This window comes from Chryseobacterium capnotolerans (assembly GCF_021278965.1).
Classification (GTDB): Bacteria; Bacteroidota; Bacteroidia; order Flavobacteriales; family Weeksellaceae; genus Chryseobacterium; species Chryseobacterium capnotolerans.
This window is the reverse complement of record NZ_CP065589.1, coordinates 3,518,115-3,534,029: the sequence shown is the minus strand read 5'-3', so window position 1 is coordinate 3,534,029 and position 15,915 is coordinate 3,518,115. Positions and strand designations below refer to the sequence as shown.

Here is a 15,915-nt window from a genome sequence, read left to right as displayed (position 1 = left end):
AATATATTATCATTTATTATTTAAAAAATCAATTTCTTTGTGAATGTCAATCAGAACCAAAAATACTTCTATATCTTCTTCATATTCATAATCCTCACCATATACTTTCATTGCAAATTTTATGAAATATCCCAAAAAGCCTAGTGCAATAAAACAATGAAATTTATAGCACTCTAAAGAATGTGATGTAAACTTCGGATAAATAGATGCTTCCGCCCGGTTGTGACCTTCGTCAAAATGCGATATTAAATTTATGACATTATTACTTCCAGAATGTGCAATTTCGGAAAGTTGTCTGTACAACTCCTTCGTGGTATTATTAAATACATTATTTACATTAGGTGTTTTCTTTTCTAGCTTAGAAACCTCTTTTTTCTCAAGCTCAATTAGCCTGGTGAGTGCCTCAAGTTGCTTTCTAATTAAAGTTGATGCTTCAATTATATCACCGGACATTATTAAATTGTTAATCAAAAAATGTGTCCTTATATAAGATGCAGATACACCAATCTGGTACGAGATATTATCATCAAGATTCTTAACAGGTGTATGGAAATTCTTTGAAATTGTCAACATAAGACCGTCCAATATCAACTTAAAGTCTGGTAACTTTTCAATTTCGGCTTCAGCCAACTTGTACTGCTCCTCGGAACCTTCTCGTGATTTTTCCGAATTGATTATAAAATTGGAAATTTCTTCCATATAATCCGCTACAATCTCTATAAATTCTCTATCATTTGTTTCCATGAAGTTATTTGGATCTAATATACGATTTCCTAGGTGATTGAGAATTAATTAGAAATTATCGTATATCTCAAATACTTTCGATTCCAAATTGCTCAAACTTAAATTATGTATTTAAAACTGATATAAGTGTACAATTATTTTAATTTTATTTTTTCCTGATATGACAAAAACGATGACTCCGCGTATTTATTTATTTCTTCATACTCATCACGAAATCTTTTGTAATGCTCTATCGAATTGAAGAAATTAGTTTGCAAGTTGATTTGCCCTAAGACCATACTGAAATAGTAGTTATAAATACTTTTAAGATCATCATCCAGTTTATTCAGTAAAAAATAATAGTACATTCTCCAACGAAACCAATCATCATATTTTCCAAAGAATAACCAATTATTAAAATGCATAGTTATATAATGATTTAGAGCATCCACCCCAAACTCATATTCAATTTGAAGATTTTCCTGACCAAACATTTTGCTTTCTAAATCTGCAATTGTACTTGCATATATATTTTTTCCATACATATTTTTAAAAAATACTCTATGGTAATATTCGTTACTTTGCAGATAATCGTATTTGTCGGTGAGGATGTCATCTAACTGAGCAACGAGATGAATTTCCAAGCAATTATGCTCAATAGCGCCGGTTTGCAACCATTTTTTGAAGTTAAAATCTTGGATTAGATCTTTTCCCATATGATTAGCGAATTCGACAGCTCGATCCATAGCATTCCACCAAATTTGAGGAGAAAAATTAATTCCATTCATAAATATAGTTTTGGATTATTAGTTTGTGTTGCGAATAGATTATGGTTTCTGTAAATTAAAGAGGTTCAATTTTCAATATCTCAATATCTACAATTCTGGTCCCGTTTTCATTATAAATCTGCTTCACAGTTACTTTAATCTTATCATATTTTGGTGTGGGAAAATTCATTAATTCAGAAATGTTTAAAAATCCAAAAGCTTTCGCTAATAAAGCAATATGGCGTGTAGAATATTTATGATTTTCCTTTATATTTTCAACATTACCGACAAAGCTTTTAGTTAAGCCCATTTTTAAACTTAATTTTTCTTGAGAAATTTCTTTCTCCATTCTAAGTCTCTTAATATGATTAATGAAGTCATAATCAAATTGAGTTGTTTCAAAAACAAAAGTTTTTTCCATAATTTTTTTAAAAAATCACACCTATATATTGGTGTATTGAAATTTATTCTTATATTTGTTCTAGCGAATTGATAATTAGCCCATATAGGGAAATTAAAACGATGTATCTCGGACCGAAAAGACCAATTTTACCTTCGAGATTATCGTGAAATCGCTCCATGTCTAAAAGTTTCTTACTTTTGCATACGGCATGCGAGCGGTTCTCACGTTAGCTTTAGAAGGTAATCTTTAGATGAAAATTTAAAGAAGGGTTTGGTCGCCCTCGGTTCTAAAGTGTGAGACCGTTCCCTGCTATTTTTGCATTTAACTCCTCATCTTAAACGCATCGTTCCATATATAAAATAATATTTATGAGGACGACATTTTCAACCATTCTGCTTATTTGCCCACCGGAATAGTCCGCCAGCATAACAGAAAAAAATTACAGCTTTATGCCAGTTTTGCTTGCAAAATGCTGGATTGGTATAACCTACATATTATCGACAAACTCCGAAATTCCTTTAAAAGTAAAAGGAAAGCCAGACTACGCTTTAAACTCGCACATTAAAAGTACTCGCTTTCTTTTGATTTTCCAAATTATTTTCAGCACGAAGGGAATTTAATACTGAAGACAAAAAAATTCAACGGTCTGTATAATGCATATGGTTACTGTTGTTTTTAGATTTCAATAGAATGTTTTCTCATTTAGAAATGACACTTTACAATGAGTTTACTCATTGCGGCTTTACAGCTTACACGGGACACGATTTCATTCATATTATTTCAAGATGTGCTAGGGCAGGAGGTTTTGCTATGTCCTTACTGAAGCTTCCTCCCAAGCATCATCAAATAGATACGCTAAAAACATATTCAAGAAACAGAAAGTGTAACGTAACCATAGAAAAACAAAAGCCCTTTCCACAAAAGTTGACTGCTAGCGTAGGAAAGAGCAAAGTCTAACGAATTAAACCTATTCAAAAGTATGAAAAAAAGCTTTTGCAACCTAAGTCATCTTCAAATGGCTTTTGGCTTCACCTTGCTCGTCTCCGGCGTAGCAATAGGGCAGATGCGCACCATTACAGGCACTGTCACGGAAAATAACCAGCCAGTCAAAGGTGTTTCCGTATTTCAGGAAGGTAAAGAAGAAGTGGCTGTGACCAATGCAGCAGGCGTTTACCGTGTTCAGGTATCGGGAGAAAATCCCGTAATCATTTACCGCCATCCGGACTATCCCGAACGAAAAATCACTTTAGGCAGCAGGATAACCGTCAATATCTCATTAGGTAAAGAAAAGGAAATTGAGGAAGTTGTTCTCAATGCAGGTTATTATAAGGTCAAAAACAAAGAAAGAACAGGAAGCATTGCCAAGATCTCAGCCAAAGACATCGAAAATCAACCTGTCACCAATGTCCTTGCTTCAGCGCAGGGTAGGATGAGCGGGGTTTCGATCACTCAGAATTCGGGAACACCTGGAGGGGGATTTGATATTCAGATCAGGGGTAAGAACAGTATCCGTCGGGAAGGGAATGAACCGCTATATATTATTGATGGTGTTCCTCAGGCTTCTGAAACGCCTTCATTGTATTCCAACAGGATCCTTCCTTGGTCATCGATCAATCCTTTGAATGCGATCAATCCAAATGATATTGAAAGCTTTGAGATTCTAAAAGATGCCGATGCTACGGCTATCTATGGAAGCCGTGGAGCCAACGGGGTCATCATTGTGACCACTAAAAGAGGGAAGAAGGGAAGGTCCGAACTGAAACTGAACACTTCCTATTCTTTAAGCAGGATCACAAGACCGATGGAGCTGATGAATACGGAACAGTATATCAGCATGAGAAAACAGGGATTTCAGAATGATAATGTGCCATATCCTGCAACTATGTATGATATCAACGGAACCTGGGACCAGTCGAGGTATACCGATTGGCAGAAAGAACTGATCGGCGGAACAGCTGATGCTTATGCCGTTCAGTTGTCTTTGAGCGGAGGTTCTGAGATCACCTCCTACAATATAAGCTATGGTCATAATGAACAGTCAACGGTTCTTCCTGCTGATTTCAGGTACAGGACGGATAACGTCAATGCCAATTTTTCTTATTTTACGCCTGACAGGAGACTGGAGTTCAATTTTGTCAACATGTTCTCCTTTCAGAAGAACAATGTTCAGAACGATGACCTTACCCTGAAAAGCATCACCTTAAGTCCGAATGCGCCTGCACTGTACAATACGTCCGGAAATATCAACTGGGAAAACGGCACCTTTACGAATCCTGTAGCCTCATTCCTCAGTGAGTATATCAATAAGACCGCATTTTTTGACAACGGGCTAAACGTCTCCTACAAGCTTTTTCCTTTTCTGTCGGTCAAGATGAATGCCGGGATCAGCTATCAGAATTTCGAGGAGAGATCACTGAAGCCCCACACCATCAATAACCCCGCATTGGGTCAGACGAGCCTGAACTCGACCTCATCAAAGAATAATCAGGTGAACTTTTCCTACATACTTGAACCGCAGGTTGTCGGAACGTATCAGTTCGGGAACCATCAGTTTGAGGCCTTGGTAGGGACTACTCTTCAAAAGACGCAATCTGATCAGGGTGCGATAACGGGAAGGGGATTTGAAAGCAATGCACTGATCGACAATATTGGCGCTGCCAGTGTAAAGACCATCTCTGATCAGGTACGCAGTGAGTACAACTATACCGCAGTGTTTGCCCGATTTAATTATCAGCTTAAAAAAGGTATATCCTAAACCTTACAGGAAGACGGGATGGTTCAAGCCGTTTCGGTCCCAACAATCGCTTCGGGAATTTCGGGGCATTAGGAGGGGCGTGGCTGTTTTCGGAAGAGAATTTCCTGAGAGATTCCAAATGGCTGACCTTAGGTAAGATCAGAGGAAGTATAGGAACGACAGGAAATGACAAGATAGGGGATTACCAATACCTCAACACCTATATCATTTCCTCCAATATCTATAACGGACAGACCGGGCTTAATCCCGCACGATTGTACAATCCCAATTTCAGCTGGGAGAAGACGGTGAAAAAGGAAGTGGCAATGGAACTTGGATTTTGGAAGGGACGCTTTAACTTCTCAGGAGCGTACTATGAAAATACTTCATCTAATCAGCTGGTGGGTATTCCACTTCCTGCAACTACGGGGTTTTCCTCGATACAGTCCAATCTTCCTGCAAAGATCAGGAATACGGGATGGGAATTTGACACGTCGATTCAGGTACTCAAAAATGGAAAGTTCAGATATGATACGTCATTCAATCTGAGTATTCCTCGAAACACGCTGGTAGAGTTTCCGAACCTCGAAGGTTCGACCTACTCCAATCAATATGTTATTGGCTATCCGACGACTATTGCGAGAGTGTACCAGTATGAGGGAATCGATCCTGCAACAGGATTATATAAGTTCAAGGATTTCAACGGTGATGGAAAGATCAATTCTCCAGATGACAACAAGGCAGTGGAAAAACTTGGCGTCCGGATGTTTGGCGGATGGTCAAGCCAGTTCAGGTTCGGTCAATGGTCAGCTTCCTTCCTGTGGCAGTTCGTTAAACAGAGGAACTGGAATTACAACCGCCAGATGCTGATGCCGGGAACACTCAGCAACCAGCCTGTCGAGGTTCTGGATGCATGGTCGCCCTCGAATCCGGAAGGAACCTATATGCAATACTCAGCGGGCTATAATCCTCAGAAACTTTCACTGCATGGTTTCTTTCAGAATTCTACCGCTGCGGTAAGTGATGCCTCTTACATCAGGCTGAAAAATGTACAGGTCAATTACCGGATACCGGTAGATAGAATGGGGATCAAGGAAGCGATGGTCTATTTTCAGGGACAAAACCTTCTGACCATCACCGACTATTTCGGAATGGACCCGGAATTTTATCTGGTAGGTTATCTGCCGCCTTTGAAGACGTATTCTTTGGGATTTCAGGTGACGTTCTGATGTGAAACTGAATTCCTTTGATATGCAAATAAAAACTATACTCTTAATATTTAAAGAAAATGAAAAATATAATTAATCAAATGATGTATCTGCTCGTGATGCTCGCCGCTCTACTCAGTACGATTGCCTGCGAGAAGTTTGTGGAAACTGATTTCCCGAATAACCAACTGGCCACTGAAATGATCTTTGAAGACGAAAAAACGGCAGATGCCGCCCTGGCAGGTTTGTATTCAGGTCTGTGGACCGGCTCTGTGATCAGCGGTACATCAGACGGTTCAGGTGCTCTGCTGGGAACCTATTCCGATGATATTACCTGTGTCTTTACCAGCGCAGGGAATGCGATCCTGGATATTTACAACAACCAGCCCCTTGCAACGAATTCTACAGTCAGTCTGGTCTGGACAAATGCCTATCAGCAAATCTATATGGCGAATAGTATTATCGAAGGCGTGGAAAGATCAAAGAGCCTTTCTGAATCGGCAAAGGACAGGATCAAAGGGGAAGCTCTGATGATCCGTTCTCTGATTTATTTTTACCTGTACCAGATCTATGGAGAAATTCCTTATACCGATACTACAGACTATGTGTACAACAGTACACTGAACAGAATGCCAAAGGATCAGTTTCTGATAAAGCTTGAAACAGATATGTCTGAGGCGGTAAACCTGCTGCCGACAGCATATCGTAATGCGGAGCGGATCTATATAAATAAGGGGGTCGGATATCTGGTGCTGGCCAAGATGAAGATGCTGATCGGTAATTGGCAGGAAGCGGAAGTACTATGTCAGGCAGTCATTCAGAATGCGGACTATGTTTTTCAAAATGACCTGTCCAAAGTTTTTCAGAAAACAGGAAAGCATATCATCTGGCAATTGAAGCCTAAGAATAACACAGACCCAACCAATGAAGCATTGCTCTACAATTTTGTTTCAGCACCAACATCTTTTGTCCTTAACCCTGATCTTATCAATTCTTTTTCTATGGGTGATCTCCGCAGACAACAATATTTTGTAGCAGTGGTATTCGGTTCCCAGACGAATTATAAGCAGACCAAGTACAAGGTGACTACAACGACCAATAGTACTGAATACTCCGTCATTTACAGGTTGGAGGATGTTTATCTGATGCTTGCAGAATCTCTTATGAAACAAAACAAGACCGCTCAGGCAGTACCGTTCATTAATTACACCAGACAGAGGGCAGGACTGACTGCATTAACTACTTCGATTTCACAGTCTCAGGCGATGGAGGAGATAAAGAATGAGAGAAGAAAAGAGTTTTTTGCAGAACACGGCAACAGGTTTTTAGATCTGAAAAGATGGGGACAGCTGGATCAGCTCAAACCTGTAAAGGTCAATTGGAAAGCAACCAACCAATTCTTTCCGTTGCCACAGAAAGAAATGCTTTTGAACATGAATCTAACGCCACAGAATGATGGATATTAATAGGAGGGACAGAGTTGTAAGGGTTTTAAGATTTAACAAGAGGTTTTCAGAAATTAGGAATGCAGAAGGACAAGGGTCCAGATCGTTTGGATATGTAATGAAGTACAGTTTATATGCTTTGCTTATGACTATGTTCGTCAGTCTGACTACCGGAAAACTATCTGCTCAAAACTATGAACATCTTGAAAAGTTGGTAAGGGAAACTGAAGAAACACGATTCCCTGAATCTTCTGATAATGGGAAGTGGCTGGCCTGGTATTCTGTTTTGGGCGATGGTTCCAAGAATCTGAAACTGCAGAGTATATTGAATCAAAATCTTCTGTTGGAAAGGAAAAATATCAATTTAATGAGGTTTGTAGGGAATCATCTGGCGATCCAATCCGGAGAAATGCTGGAATACCTTGATCCTGAAACAGGAAAATCCCGATCTTTGAAGAATGTCAGCAAATTTCTATATGATGATAAGAATAATGCCTTGATTGTACTTTACACAGAAAAGGAAGGCCGTAAGTTAGAAGTTTTTGATACCGATCTGAATCTCCGGCAGACCATTGCTGATGTTCAGTATGTATATGCAAAAAATGATCAAACGGTCGTCAGAAGAAAGATGGGTGATCTGAATGAAGTTCTGGTATTGAAAAAGGGACTTTTTGAAAATGTCTTTTCAACAACGGAAGACCTGAAAAATGTAGTTCCGTCAGGAACTAAGGAAAATGGTCTTGTGGTTCATAGCCTTAATGATGGTACATCTAAGATCTACTACATTGCCCGGGACAAAAAGCGATTTGTATTGGACATCAGCCAATACAATGATTATGATCAGATGACGCTCAGCCCATCACGTTCCGATCATCACATCGTTATCAAACTAGAGAAAAAAGTAAGAGCCAAAAAAGAAATGGTGGATGTTTGGTATGGAACAGATTTCGACCTTGCAGCGCATAATACCTCCATACTTAAAGCTATTCAGATTGATTGGAACCCATTCACTGCAAAGACCAATATGATGACCCGTTCCGGCTATTTTGGGGAAACTACAATAGGTAATGACCTGTATCTGATGAATCAGGTCGACAAAGATCAGGTGGATAAGATGGATAAAGCAGGAGGACAAGGTTTTGATAAACTTTTTTTGTGGAATGCCGCTGTGGATGAGTACACTTTTATCTCCGATGTGCAGAAAGAAATGGTGATCTCTCCGACGGGTGATTACCTCCTTATTCAAAAGGAGAATAACTGGCAACTCTATAACACAATAAAACTCCAAATAGTGGATTTAGACGTTTCTCGGGAAATGATGCCTTATTTTACTTCAGACAACGATGTCCTTTGGGTTGGGGGCAATACGATTGCTGAGCAGAATCTCTTTAACAGAAAGGTCAGGGAAGTATTTAAGGGAGAAAACTCAATGATCGAACTGATCGATTTTAAACGTGTCTATACCGATATCGGAAATAAAAGAGATTTCAGGACAGCGGATCTAAAGAAACCTTTGGTCATCAAGACCACGGATGTGAGAGATCTAAGTGTATCTTATGCCTATTTGAAAAATAGGAAACTTTGTTCAATTTTATCTCCTACTCCTGATCAGATCACTGAATTTAAACAGTTGGGTCAAAACGAAAGTTATTACTGGATTGCTGAAAATTATAATAAACGACCTATGCTGATGGTCAAAAAAGCGAAAGAAAATCCTAAGGTATTGTATGTGTCGGATCAGAATGATCAGAAGTTTGAGAAAACTGAGATGATCAGGATTTCTTATAAGGGTTCGGATGGTGAGAAGATCAGCGGTGCGTTGTATATGCCGCTGAACTTTGACCGCTCTAAAAAATATCCTGTTGTGATGCATATCTATGAGAAACAGGACTATCTCACCAAAAGGTTTTTGAGACCATCTTTTGCAAATCCGACAGGTTACAATATTCCGCTGTTGATAGAGGAGGGGTTTGCAGTGTTGCTTGCCGACATCTCACAATCTGATAAAGGTGCCGGAATATCTGCTTTGGATAGTATCAATAATGCTTTGGATGAACTGCAAAAAATAAAATATGTGGATATGAATAGAATTGGTTTGATGGGACAGTCATTCGGAGGATATGAAACCAATTTTATAGCCACTCATTCCGATCGTTTTGCGGCGTATGTTTCAGGAGCGGCTGTTTCAGATGTAATCCGCACCTACTATGCCTATAACTATAACTTTCATGCGCCAGATTATTATAGATATGAAGGACGGCAGTACTGGTTTAAATCTACGGTTGCTGAAGATCCCGAAAAATACATGAGGAACAATCCAATTATGTTTGCTCAGAATGTCAGTTCACCAATGCTCTTATGGACTGGGACAGATGATGGCAATGTCAGCCCAGAGGGTACAAAATCGATGTTTATCGCTTTGAGGAAATATAAAAAACCTGTGATTGCATTATTCTATGATAAAGAGGGTCATGCGATGAAAAAGCAAGAAACACAAAGAGACCTGACCGTCAAGATTTTAGACTGGTTTAATTATCATTTAAAGGACTATAAAGATATTTCTTGGATACATAAATATATAAAGGGTGCTTAATAGCACCCTTCTTTTAATAATTAATTGATGAAGGAGGTTAAGGAATTCTGAAGAGTTCCGTTTCGCATCCTGTTTGATAAAGATCGTGAACACCGGAAGCATCACTGACCGTACATACAAATCCTGTATTGTCGGTCGTACATTGCTGCTCCGTCATGACACATGGCGCGCCAGGATTTTCAAGATCGATTTTCCAGCCAGGAATTTCTGCTTTAGCAGATTTGGATGCTACATTGGTAGCATACGCACTACCGGCTCCAATAAATAGGATAGCCAATGGCAATACGATTTGTCTCACTTTTTCATGATGTTAAAATTTGTTGTTGGTGCCTACTCTTTGTTCAGGTTTTCGGCTTCCCCTGAAATGAAATGTTGAATGATGTTTTGCGCAAAACGATATCTGATTATTTCATTTTCAACAATTACATACAGTTGGTCTTTATTTATTGCAAATTGTATTCGCTGCTCTTCGGATCTGTTCGGTATATTTATGCTTCCAAGATATTTTTGTTCTTGTGTAGAATAGAGATCAAGTATGATGGCTCTTTTACCCTTTTCCTTCTCAAGTTTTCCCTTGCGGTCTGATCGAACAAAGAGCACTCCCTTGTAAGCAAATGATCCTTCATTGACGATGAGCGGATTGTTCAGTTTTCGGCTTCCATCAGATAAGACGGATAATCCCAGATGCGGTGTTTTGACCGTGTCAATGGTCTTGTAGACATTCTTTGACTTCAGATTGTAGTCAGTAACGACAAACTGATTCTTGTAATGATAGACATAAACCACCTTTCCTGTAAAAGCATCGTAATTTAACTGCCCGTCAGGTTCAAAAAATCCTTCACTTTTTTTTCTCAAGCAAATCGGGTCTTAGCTTTATTGAATCCTTATGACCTTTGGAAATAATCCCCAAAGTCTGTATCTGTTTGAGACGGTGAAAAGCACCGATTACAAAATGATCTGAATCAAGGCTTTTTATTTTTCTGAAATAGGTCTTTCCAACTTTTTGTTCCGCTAGCTCATTCTTTCCGGTCTGTCCTGAAAAAACGACAGGTATTGTTCCGTCATACAGATATGTTATACTGTCAGCGACTTCCAACATCGGTGATCTGAAATTGATGTCTGTTCGGTCCAATCGTAAATTCTGCTGTTTCAATGGAGACAAATCGGTGATTTTTGTAATCGAAAAAGGTGCGGTATAATTGCCCAAATATAAAGTATCACCGTAGAAGCCTGCAATATAATACGAATTCAGTTTCAAATCATAAGTACCATCTTTCAGAATGGGATGCTGCAAAAATCTCCTTTGGAAACCATTGTCCCTCTTTAAAATATTTTCTGACTGCTTGTAGAGAAAAAACATTCCTGCCGAGGATAGAAAAGCTGTCACTACAAGGATTAAGCTCATCTTTGTTCTGTTGATCATCTGATGGTCTGCAGAAAAAATTATAGAAAAGACAACAATCAATATACATATCAGATTGAAAATTAAATGCGTGTTCCAATCCATCTTTTCAAGAATGCCACCACACGAACATGGAACAAATTCACTATAGTTAAGAATCAAATAAATATAGACAGTAAACAAAACCATCAAAATGTATGATCCATATAAACCGATATACCTTGTTCTTTCAGAGATCAAAAGGAAACAAACCAAAAGCTCAAGGATTAAAATTCCGTATGTAATAAAAACTGCATAGGCACTCAGGAGAGGTGATTGTGCGATTTGGATCTGAAAATTCTCAAAATCCATCATTTTACTGATACTTGCATAGCAGAAGAGCAGTATAAAAAAATAGCTCACGAATTCTACAAATATTGTTTTGATGGTTTTCATAATCTTAATATTTATCCTTTTCTGACTAATATCCATTTGACATTTTTCCCACAGTAGGTTGGCATTACTTCGCCTTTTGAAAGGTAAACTACGGTGCTTATCCTTCCTTCAACCTCCCATTCTCCACTTTCGGTACATCTCTTTCCGGTGCTTAAGATCACTTTCTGATTTTCCATTTTTTGAAACTGTATCAGTTAAGCAGAAATTATCCTTACCAGATCGTGTCCTGCGCCATCCTCCAGTGCTGCTTATCTTTTTTCGGTTCATCATCATCACCTGTATCCATATTGTCAGAACCTTTTTCTTCCGCAATGCCATTTTGAATCCTTGCAGATTCTTTATTGCTTTGAACTTTCATATTTTGTTGTTTCTGTTCTGTTGTATTTAAATCAGACTCAGATCTTTCACAAGACTGCATACAGAATGCAGTTATTAGACTTAAAAGTGAGATATACTTTTTCATTTTTTTAACAATGGTTTTAAAGTTATCCCGGCCGGTTTTTGATACTGATTAGAATTCTGATGTCGAAATTAGGTGGGTTAGGGAATTAAAAAAAACTATTGTTGCATCGATTGATACATTAAATGTAACTATTGATCAATCCTACCAACAAAATTAAGGTGTATCGTATTAATAATCAGTTAGTTGTTTTGGGTGTAAAGTTTGAACAAGCGTTTGATTGTGGTTTTTTTGTTAAATTTGTATATATCTTATCATAATGCATTATTATAATGGGGTTTTAACGCTATTATTCACTTTGTTTGTGTTTATGACACAAGGTCAAGAGATACAGCAACAATCTTACAAAGAGATTTCCCGATTGATCGATTCTTATTCTGAGAATGATGAAAGGGCAATTGTTTTTGTCAAAATGTACATTGACAAAGCAAAAAATGACCATAACCTTAAAAAATTGATCCGAGGTTACGAAGAAGCCATCTATTACAGCAAAGAAACCAGCAGGAAATTATCTTATGCTGACAGTGCCATTGTCACCGCTGTAAAATCAAACGACCAGGATCAGATCGCGAGAGCCTATGCAGGAAAAGGAATTATTTATTACTATAATCTAAGACAATATAAAAAAGCTTTACAAGAATATTTAATAGCATTCAAATATTCAAAAAATTCAAAAGATGGTTACCTTAAAAATAAGATCATCTATCATTTGGGAATGATCAAAAGCTATTTGGGATACTATAAGCAGGCAGCTGTACATTTTTCAGAGGCAGCTGATTTTTTTGAAAAAAATGCCAAAGAGAGTTTAGATCGGAACATTAGGTACAATAATGAATCAGGTTATTTTAACAGTATTTATCGCTTAAGCACTTGTTATAAAAATCTAAGACTATATCATAAGGAAGACTCTCTGATTAATATTGGGCTGGAAAGACTTCATAACAATAACGAGCTTGTAGTTGAGTTTGGATATTTCCAGAAAGGAAAGGGTATTCAGCTGCTGAGAAAAGGAAATACAGATGAAGCCTTAAAGCGATTAAAACTCTCACGTGATATTTTGATCACCAATCAAGATTACGCATCATTGACGAGCGTCTATTTTAATATAGGGAAACTATATAAGTCGATTGGCAATAGAGCTGAATCGTTAAATTATTTTAATAAAGTTGATTCGCTGGTCAATAAATTTTGGTTTATTACCCCTGAGATCAGATCAAGTTACCTGTATCTGATCGATGATGCTAAAAAAATGGAGATACTGAAAGGAAGATGTATTACGCGGACCAGTTGTTAAAGGCTGACTCTATTATTAATGCTGACTTTGTGATACTCACGGACAAAATTTATAGTGAGTATGATACGGACAATTTATTAGAAGGGAAGAATCAGGAGATCAGAGACCATCAGGTCATTTTATATTCTTCCATTGTTGCAGGATTGGTAATCTTGTTTTTTCTCATTTGGAGATTCCGGAAAAGAGAAAAGGAATTGAATGCGAGGTATCAGGAAGTGCTTGAAAAATTAAGTACCTCAAAAGAAACCATTAGTTTCGACTTCATACCACCCGCTTCATCTGATGAAAACAGTTTAGACTTATACAGTTCAGAAATTATCGAGGACATCAAAACAAATCTGAAGATTTTTGAAGACGAAAAACAATTTCTTCAGCAGAATTTAACACTTGACATTGTTGCCAAAATGATAGGAAGCAACCGAACCCATTTATCGTATGTACTTAATGTACACTTTGATGTAACATTTCCAACATACCTTAAAGCTTTAAGAATCAGATATATCACCAATTTACTTGTAGAGGAAACTATATATCTTAGTTATAAAATTGAAACACTCGCCAAAATATGCGGGATGGCGAACAGGCAGATCTTCTCAGCACACTTTCTCGAGATCAACAGTATCAGGCCTAGAGATTTTATCAGAATGAGACAGGAAGAATTAAAGAAGACCTGACTTTTTTATTTTTTTAGCCCGATTTTTACGTTAACAATAAATTGAAAAACGTATGAACGGACAAAATTTTAAAAAAAAGTAGATCAACTTTGGAAAGATCTTACAACAGCAGTAGATCAGATCAACAGAAGTGAGAATGATGTTGTGATTCGGGCAGAAGAAATTCTGATGGAAACAGACGCTGCTGTAAGACAATTGAAAGACCTATTGCGCCAATATCAATTTCCGGACTGGAGTAACGAAATATATTTCTTTAAAAATACCAAACCGCAGTTCGTAGCAGTATATATCTACTATTCCAAAGTGTTAGCCATAGAAGCCTCAAAACCCTATGCTGATTCGCAGGCGTTAAGATCGTATTATGAAAACGAGAGATCCAATCTTTTATATTTCTATAATGAGCAAAGAGAATTTATCAGTTATTATCGTCGTAAATCGACATACTTAGACAAAAAATATTTCGTTCGGTTCAAATTTGATTTTAAGTTAAAGCTCAGTCCGGAACTGTACAGTTATGATGAGGAATTTTCCACCTCCCACGACCATATTGTGTCTCAAATATTGGCAAATGATCTTTTAGAGCAATATTTAACAAATAAAATTGATTCAAAAGACGGTAAAGACAACTCTATTGACCATATTAAGAATCTGGAATGGACGGCTCCGAAAGTTGCCCTTATTGAGCTGTTGTATGCACTTCATCAAACGAAGTGTTTTAATGGAGGTCATTCAGATCTGGCGGAAATTTTCCGTTGGGCAGAAAATTCACTAAATATTAATCTGGGTAATTATCACAAGACTTTAGGCGAAATACGGTTAAGAAAAATAGACAGAACTAAATTTTTGTCATTGCTTCAGCATAATTTTAATCAGTATTTGGATGATTTAGACCTATAGGAGAACAATTAGTTTCTACACAAAATTCTCCAATTTTAAATAGGACCATATACTATTTTCACTAATTAAGACTGTATTGGTTTTTATGTGGCTAAACATTAATATGTATTAATGTAGAGTCTTTCATTATTCATAATTCAACTTAATTTATGAAAATAGAGTATTTCATAGGAATTGTAATTGTAAATCTTTCGGTAGTATCGATAAGCTACCGAAAGATCTTCTGTGTGATTTATCATAGAGCAGCTTGATATACATCAATATCAGCGAGATTTCTACTTAGATGATCGTTAAAAGTACTTCAAGCTAATTTGAATTCGATCAATATAACTCTTAGAAATATCGGCAAAACAATAGCCTTAATGGGACAAAATAAAAAATTTAGATAAATATTGAATTATAATCCAGTAAAAGTGTTGCTTATCGCAATGAATTGGTTGTTTTTTTCCAATTTCAAAAAAATTAAGTTGAATCATCAGTAACCATTGATCTAAAACTCTTTATCCAAAGGGTGTACAAGAGAATCTTTCGGTAGTACCGAGAAACTACCGAAAGATATTAAGCGTGATTTTGAAATTTTGTCGAACAAAATAATTGACAAATGGCAATATCTATTATCACCAAGGAAGACCTTCAGCAATTCAAAATTGAACTATTGGAAGGCATTGAAATATTACTCAAGGGTAAGACGACAGAGCAAAAATTATGGCTTCGGAGTTCTGAGGTCAAGAAGCTGCTTAACATATCTTCAGGAACCTTACAAAATCTGAGGATCAACGGAACATTATCGTACAGCAAGATAGGGGGCTCCTTGTATTACAATTATAAAGACATCCAAAAATTACTCGCGGATAAAAAACAATAATTTTTAATACGGAAT

Annotated in this window: 17 protein-coding genes; 9 read left to right on the top strand and 8 right to left on the bottom strand. The window is 37.3% G+C overall.

The features are described 5' to 3' along the window. Positions 1 to 9: 9 nt before the first annotated feature. The 3 genes from H5J24_RS16910 to H5J24_RS16900 all read right to left on the bottom strand — a co-directional run bounded on the left by H5J24_RS16910 (position 10) and on the right by H5J24_RS16900 (position 1,911). Positions 10 to 744 carry a hypothetical protein gene (locus H5J24_RS16910; RefSeq protein ID WP_028122572.1) on the bottom strand — a complete coding sequence of 245 codons (735 nt, stop codon included), beginning with the start codon at positions 742 to 744 and terminating at the stop codon, positions 10 to 12. A 134-nt stretch (positions 745 to 878) separates the two neighbouring features. Beyond that, positions 879 to 1,511 carry a hypothetical protein gene (locus H5J24_RS16905; protein ID WP_068941675.1) on the bottom strand — a complete coding sequence of 211 codons (633 nt, stop codon included), beginning with the start codon at positions 1,509 to 1,511 and terminating at the stop codon, positions 879 to 881. A gap of 55 nt (positions 1,512 to 1,566) precedes the next feature. After that, complete coding sequence (locus tag H5J24_RS16900) at positions 1,567 to 1,911, bottom strand: helix-turn-helix domain-containing protein (protein ID WP_034981338.1); 345 nt, start codon at positions 1,909 to 1,911, stop codon at positions 1,567 to 1,569. Between the two features lie 672 nt (positions 1,912 to 2,583). Here H5J24_RS16900 and H5J24_RS16895 point away from each other — a divergent pair. The 5 genes from H5J24_RS16895 to H5J24_RS16875 all read left to right on the top strand — a co-directional run bounded on the left by H5J24_RS16895 (position 2,584) and on the right by H5J24_RS16875 (position 9,873). Beyond that, positions 2,584 to 2,850: a hypothetical protein gene (locus tag H5J24_RS16895; protein WP_028122574.1), complete on the top strand. Its 267-nt coding sequence runs from the start codon at positions 2,584 to 2,586 to the stop codon at positions 2,848 to 2,850. Positions 2,851 to 2,872: 22 nt separating this feature from the next. Next, positions 2,873 to 4,648, top strand: a complete 1,776-nt coding sequence (locus H5J24_RS16890; RefSeq protein WP_232815716.1) for a TonB-dependent receptor plug domain-containing protein — start codon at positions 2,873 to 2,875, stop codon at positions 4,646 to 4,648. 305 nt (positions 4,649 to 4,953) lie between these two features. Continuing rightward, positions 4,954 to 5,856 carry a SusC/RagA family TonB-linked outer membrane protein gene (locus tag H5J24_RS16885; protein ID WP_232815715.1) on the top strand — a complete coding sequence of 301 codons (903 nt, stop codon included), beginning with the start codon at positions 4,954 to 4,956 and terminating at the stop codon, positions 5,854 to 5,856. A gap of 59 nt (positions 5,857 to 5,915) precedes the next feature. Continuing rightward, positions 5,916 to 7,301, top strand: a complete 1,386-nt coding sequence (locus tag H5J24_RS16880; protein WP_028122576.1) for a RagB/SusD family nutrient uptake outer membrane protein — start codon at positions 5,916 to 5,918, stop codon at positions 7,299 to 7,301. Then, positions 7,288 to 9,873, top strand: coding sequence for an alpha/beta hydrolase family protein (locus tag H5J24_RS16875; protein ID WP_068941678.1), 2,586 nt, complete (start codon positions 7,288 to 7,290; stop codon positions 9,871 to 9,873). Before H5J24_RS16880 ends, H5J24_RS16875 begins: the two co-directional genes overlap by 14 nt. Positions 9,874 to 9,910: 37 nt before the next feature. On the opposite strand, the gene H5J24_RS16870 is transcribed toward H5J24_RS16875, so the two are convergent. Genes H5J24_RS16870 through H5J24_RS16850 form a run of 5 tightly spaced genes read right to left on the bottom strand, consistent with a single transcriptional unit; the run spans position 9,911 to position 12,173 of the window. Beyond that, positions 9,911 to 10,171, bottom strand: a complete 261-nt coding sequence (locus tag H5J24_RS16870; protein WP_232815714.1) for a DUF6520 family protein — start codon at positions 10,169 to 10,171, stop codon at positions 9,911 to 9,913. 32 nt (positions 10,172 to 10,203) lie between these two features. Then, complete coding sequence (locus H5J24_RS16865) at positions 10,204 to 10,728, bottom strand: hypothetical protein (RefSeq protein WP_232815713.1); 525 nt, start codon at positions 10,726 to 10,728, stop codon at positions 10,204 to 10,206. Then, positions 10,712 to 11,710 carry a MauE/DoxX family redox-associated membrane protein gene (locus H5J24_RS16860; protein WP_232815712.1) on the bottom strand — a complete coding sequence of 333 codons (999 nt, stop codon included), beginning with the start codon at positions 11,708 to 11,710 and terminating at the stop codon, positions 10,712 to 10,714. The genes H5J24_RS16865 and H5J24_RS16860 overlap by 17 nt, the downstream gene beginning before the upstream one ends. A gap of 11 nt (positions 11,711 to 11,721) precedes the next feature. Beyond that, positions 11,722 to 11,886 carry a hypothetical protein gene (locus H5J24_RS16855; protein ID WP_167386977.1) on the bottom strand — a complete coding sequence of 55 codons (165 nt, stop codon included), beginning with the start codon at positions 11,884 to 11,886 and terminating at the stop codon, positions 11,722 to 11,724. A gap of 35 nt (positions 11,887 to 11,921) precedes the next feature. Next, positions 11,922 to 12,173 carry a hypothetical protein gene (locus H5J24_RS16850; protein ID WP_123882493.1) on the bottom strand — a complete coding sequence of 84 codons (252 nt, stop codon included), beginning with the start codon at positions 12,171 to 12,173 and terminating at the stop codon, positions 11,922 to 11,924. 307 nt (positions 12,174 to 12,480) lie between these two features. Between H5J24_RS16850 and H5J24_RS16845 the strand changes: the two genes are divergently transcribed. The 4 genes from H5J24_RS16845 (at position 12,481) to H5J24_RS16830 (ending at position 15,900) form a co-directional block, all read left to right on the top strand. After that, positions 12,481 to 13,464 (top strand): hypothetical protein, encoded by a 984-nt coding sequence (locus H5J24_RS16845; RefSeq protein WP_232815711.1) that lies wholly within the window; start codon positions 12,481 to 12,483, stop codon positions 13,462 to 13,464. Continuing rightward, positions 13,440 to 14,138, top strand: coding sequence for a helix-turn-helix domain-containing protein (locus H5J24_RS16840; protein WP_232815710.1), 699 nt, complete (start codon positions 13,440 to 13,442; stop codon positions 14,136 to 14,138). Before H5J24_RS16845 ends, H5J24_RS16840 begins: the two co-directional genes overlap by 25 nt. A 168-nt stretch (positions 14,139 to 14,306) precedes the next feature. After that, complete coding sequence (locus tag H5J24_RS16835) at positions 14,307 to 15,035, top strand: RteC domain-containing protein (RefSeq protein ID WP_232815709.1); 729 nt, start codon at positions 14,307 to 14,309, stop codon at positions 15,033 to 15,035. A 601-nt stretch (positions 15,036 to 15,636) separates the two neighbouring features. Continuing rightward, on the top strand, positions 15,637 to 15,900 hold the full coding sequence (locus H5J24_RS16830) for a helix-turn-helix domain-containing protein (RefSeq protein WP_034976006.1): 264 nt from the start codon (positions 15,637 to 15,639) through the stop codon (positions 15,898 to 15,900). The last annotated feature ends 15 nt before the right edge of the window (positions 15,901 to 15,915 follow it).

Coding starts and splice junctions, on each gene's coding strand:
- H5J24_RS16840 (WP_232815710.1), top strand. CDS start 13,440: ATGTATTACGCGGACCAGTTGTTAAAGGCTGACTCTATTATTAATGCT.
- H5J24_RS16835 (WP_232815709.1), top strand. CDS start 14,307: ATGGAAACAGACGCTGCTGTAAGACAATTGAAAGACCTATTGCGCCAA.
- H5J24_RS16895 (WP_028122574.1), top strand. CDS start 2,584: ATGTTTTCTCATTTAGAAATGACACTTTACAATGAGTTTACTCATTGC.
- H5J24_RS16880 (WP_028122576.1), top strand. CDS start 5,916: ATGAAAAATATAATTAATCAAATGATGTATCTGCTCGTGATGCTCGCC.
- H5J24_RS16855 (WP_167386977.1), bottom strand. CDS start 11,886: ATGGAAAATCAGAAAGTGATCTTAAGCACCGGAAAGAGATGTACCGAA.
- H5J24_RS16875 (WP_068941678.1), top strand. CDS start 7,288: ATGATGGATATTAATAGGAGGGACAGAGTTGTAAGGGTTTTAAGATTT.
- H5J24_RS16890 (WP_232815716.1), top strand. CDS start 2,873: ATGAAAAAAAGCTTTTGCAACCTAAGTCATCTTCAAATGGCTTTTGGC.
- H5J24_RS16850 (WP_123882493.1), bottom strand. CDS start 12,173: ATGAAAAAGTATATCTCACTTTTAAGTCTAATAACTGCATTCTGTATG.
- H5J24_RS16910 (WP_028122572.1), bottom strand. CDS start 744: ATGGAAACAAATGATAGAGAATTTATAGAGATTGTAGCGGATTATATG.
- H5J24_RS16830 (WP_034976006.1), top strand. CDS start 15,637: ATGGCAATATCTATTATCACCAAGGAAGACCTTCAGCAATTCAAAATT.
- H5J24_RS16900 (WP_034981338.1), bottom strand. CDS start 1,911: ATGGAAAAAACTTTTGTTTTTGAAACAACTCAATTTGATTATGACTTC.
- H5J24_RS16845 (WP_232815711.1), top strand. CDS start 12,481: ATGACACAAGGTCAAGAGATACAGCAACAATCTTACAAAGAGATTTCC.
- H5J24_RS16860 (WP_232815712.1), bottom strand. CDS start 11,710: ATGAAAACCATCAAAACAATATTTGTAGAATTCGTGAGCTATTTTTTT.
- H5J24_RS16885 (WP_232815715.1), top strand. CDS start 4,954: ATGGAACTTGGATTTTGGAAGGGACGCTTTAACTTCTCAGGAGCGTAC.
- H5J24_RS16905 (WP_068941675.1), bottom strand. CDS start 1,511: ATGAATGGAATTAATTTTTCTCCTCAAATTTGGTGGAATGCTATGGAT.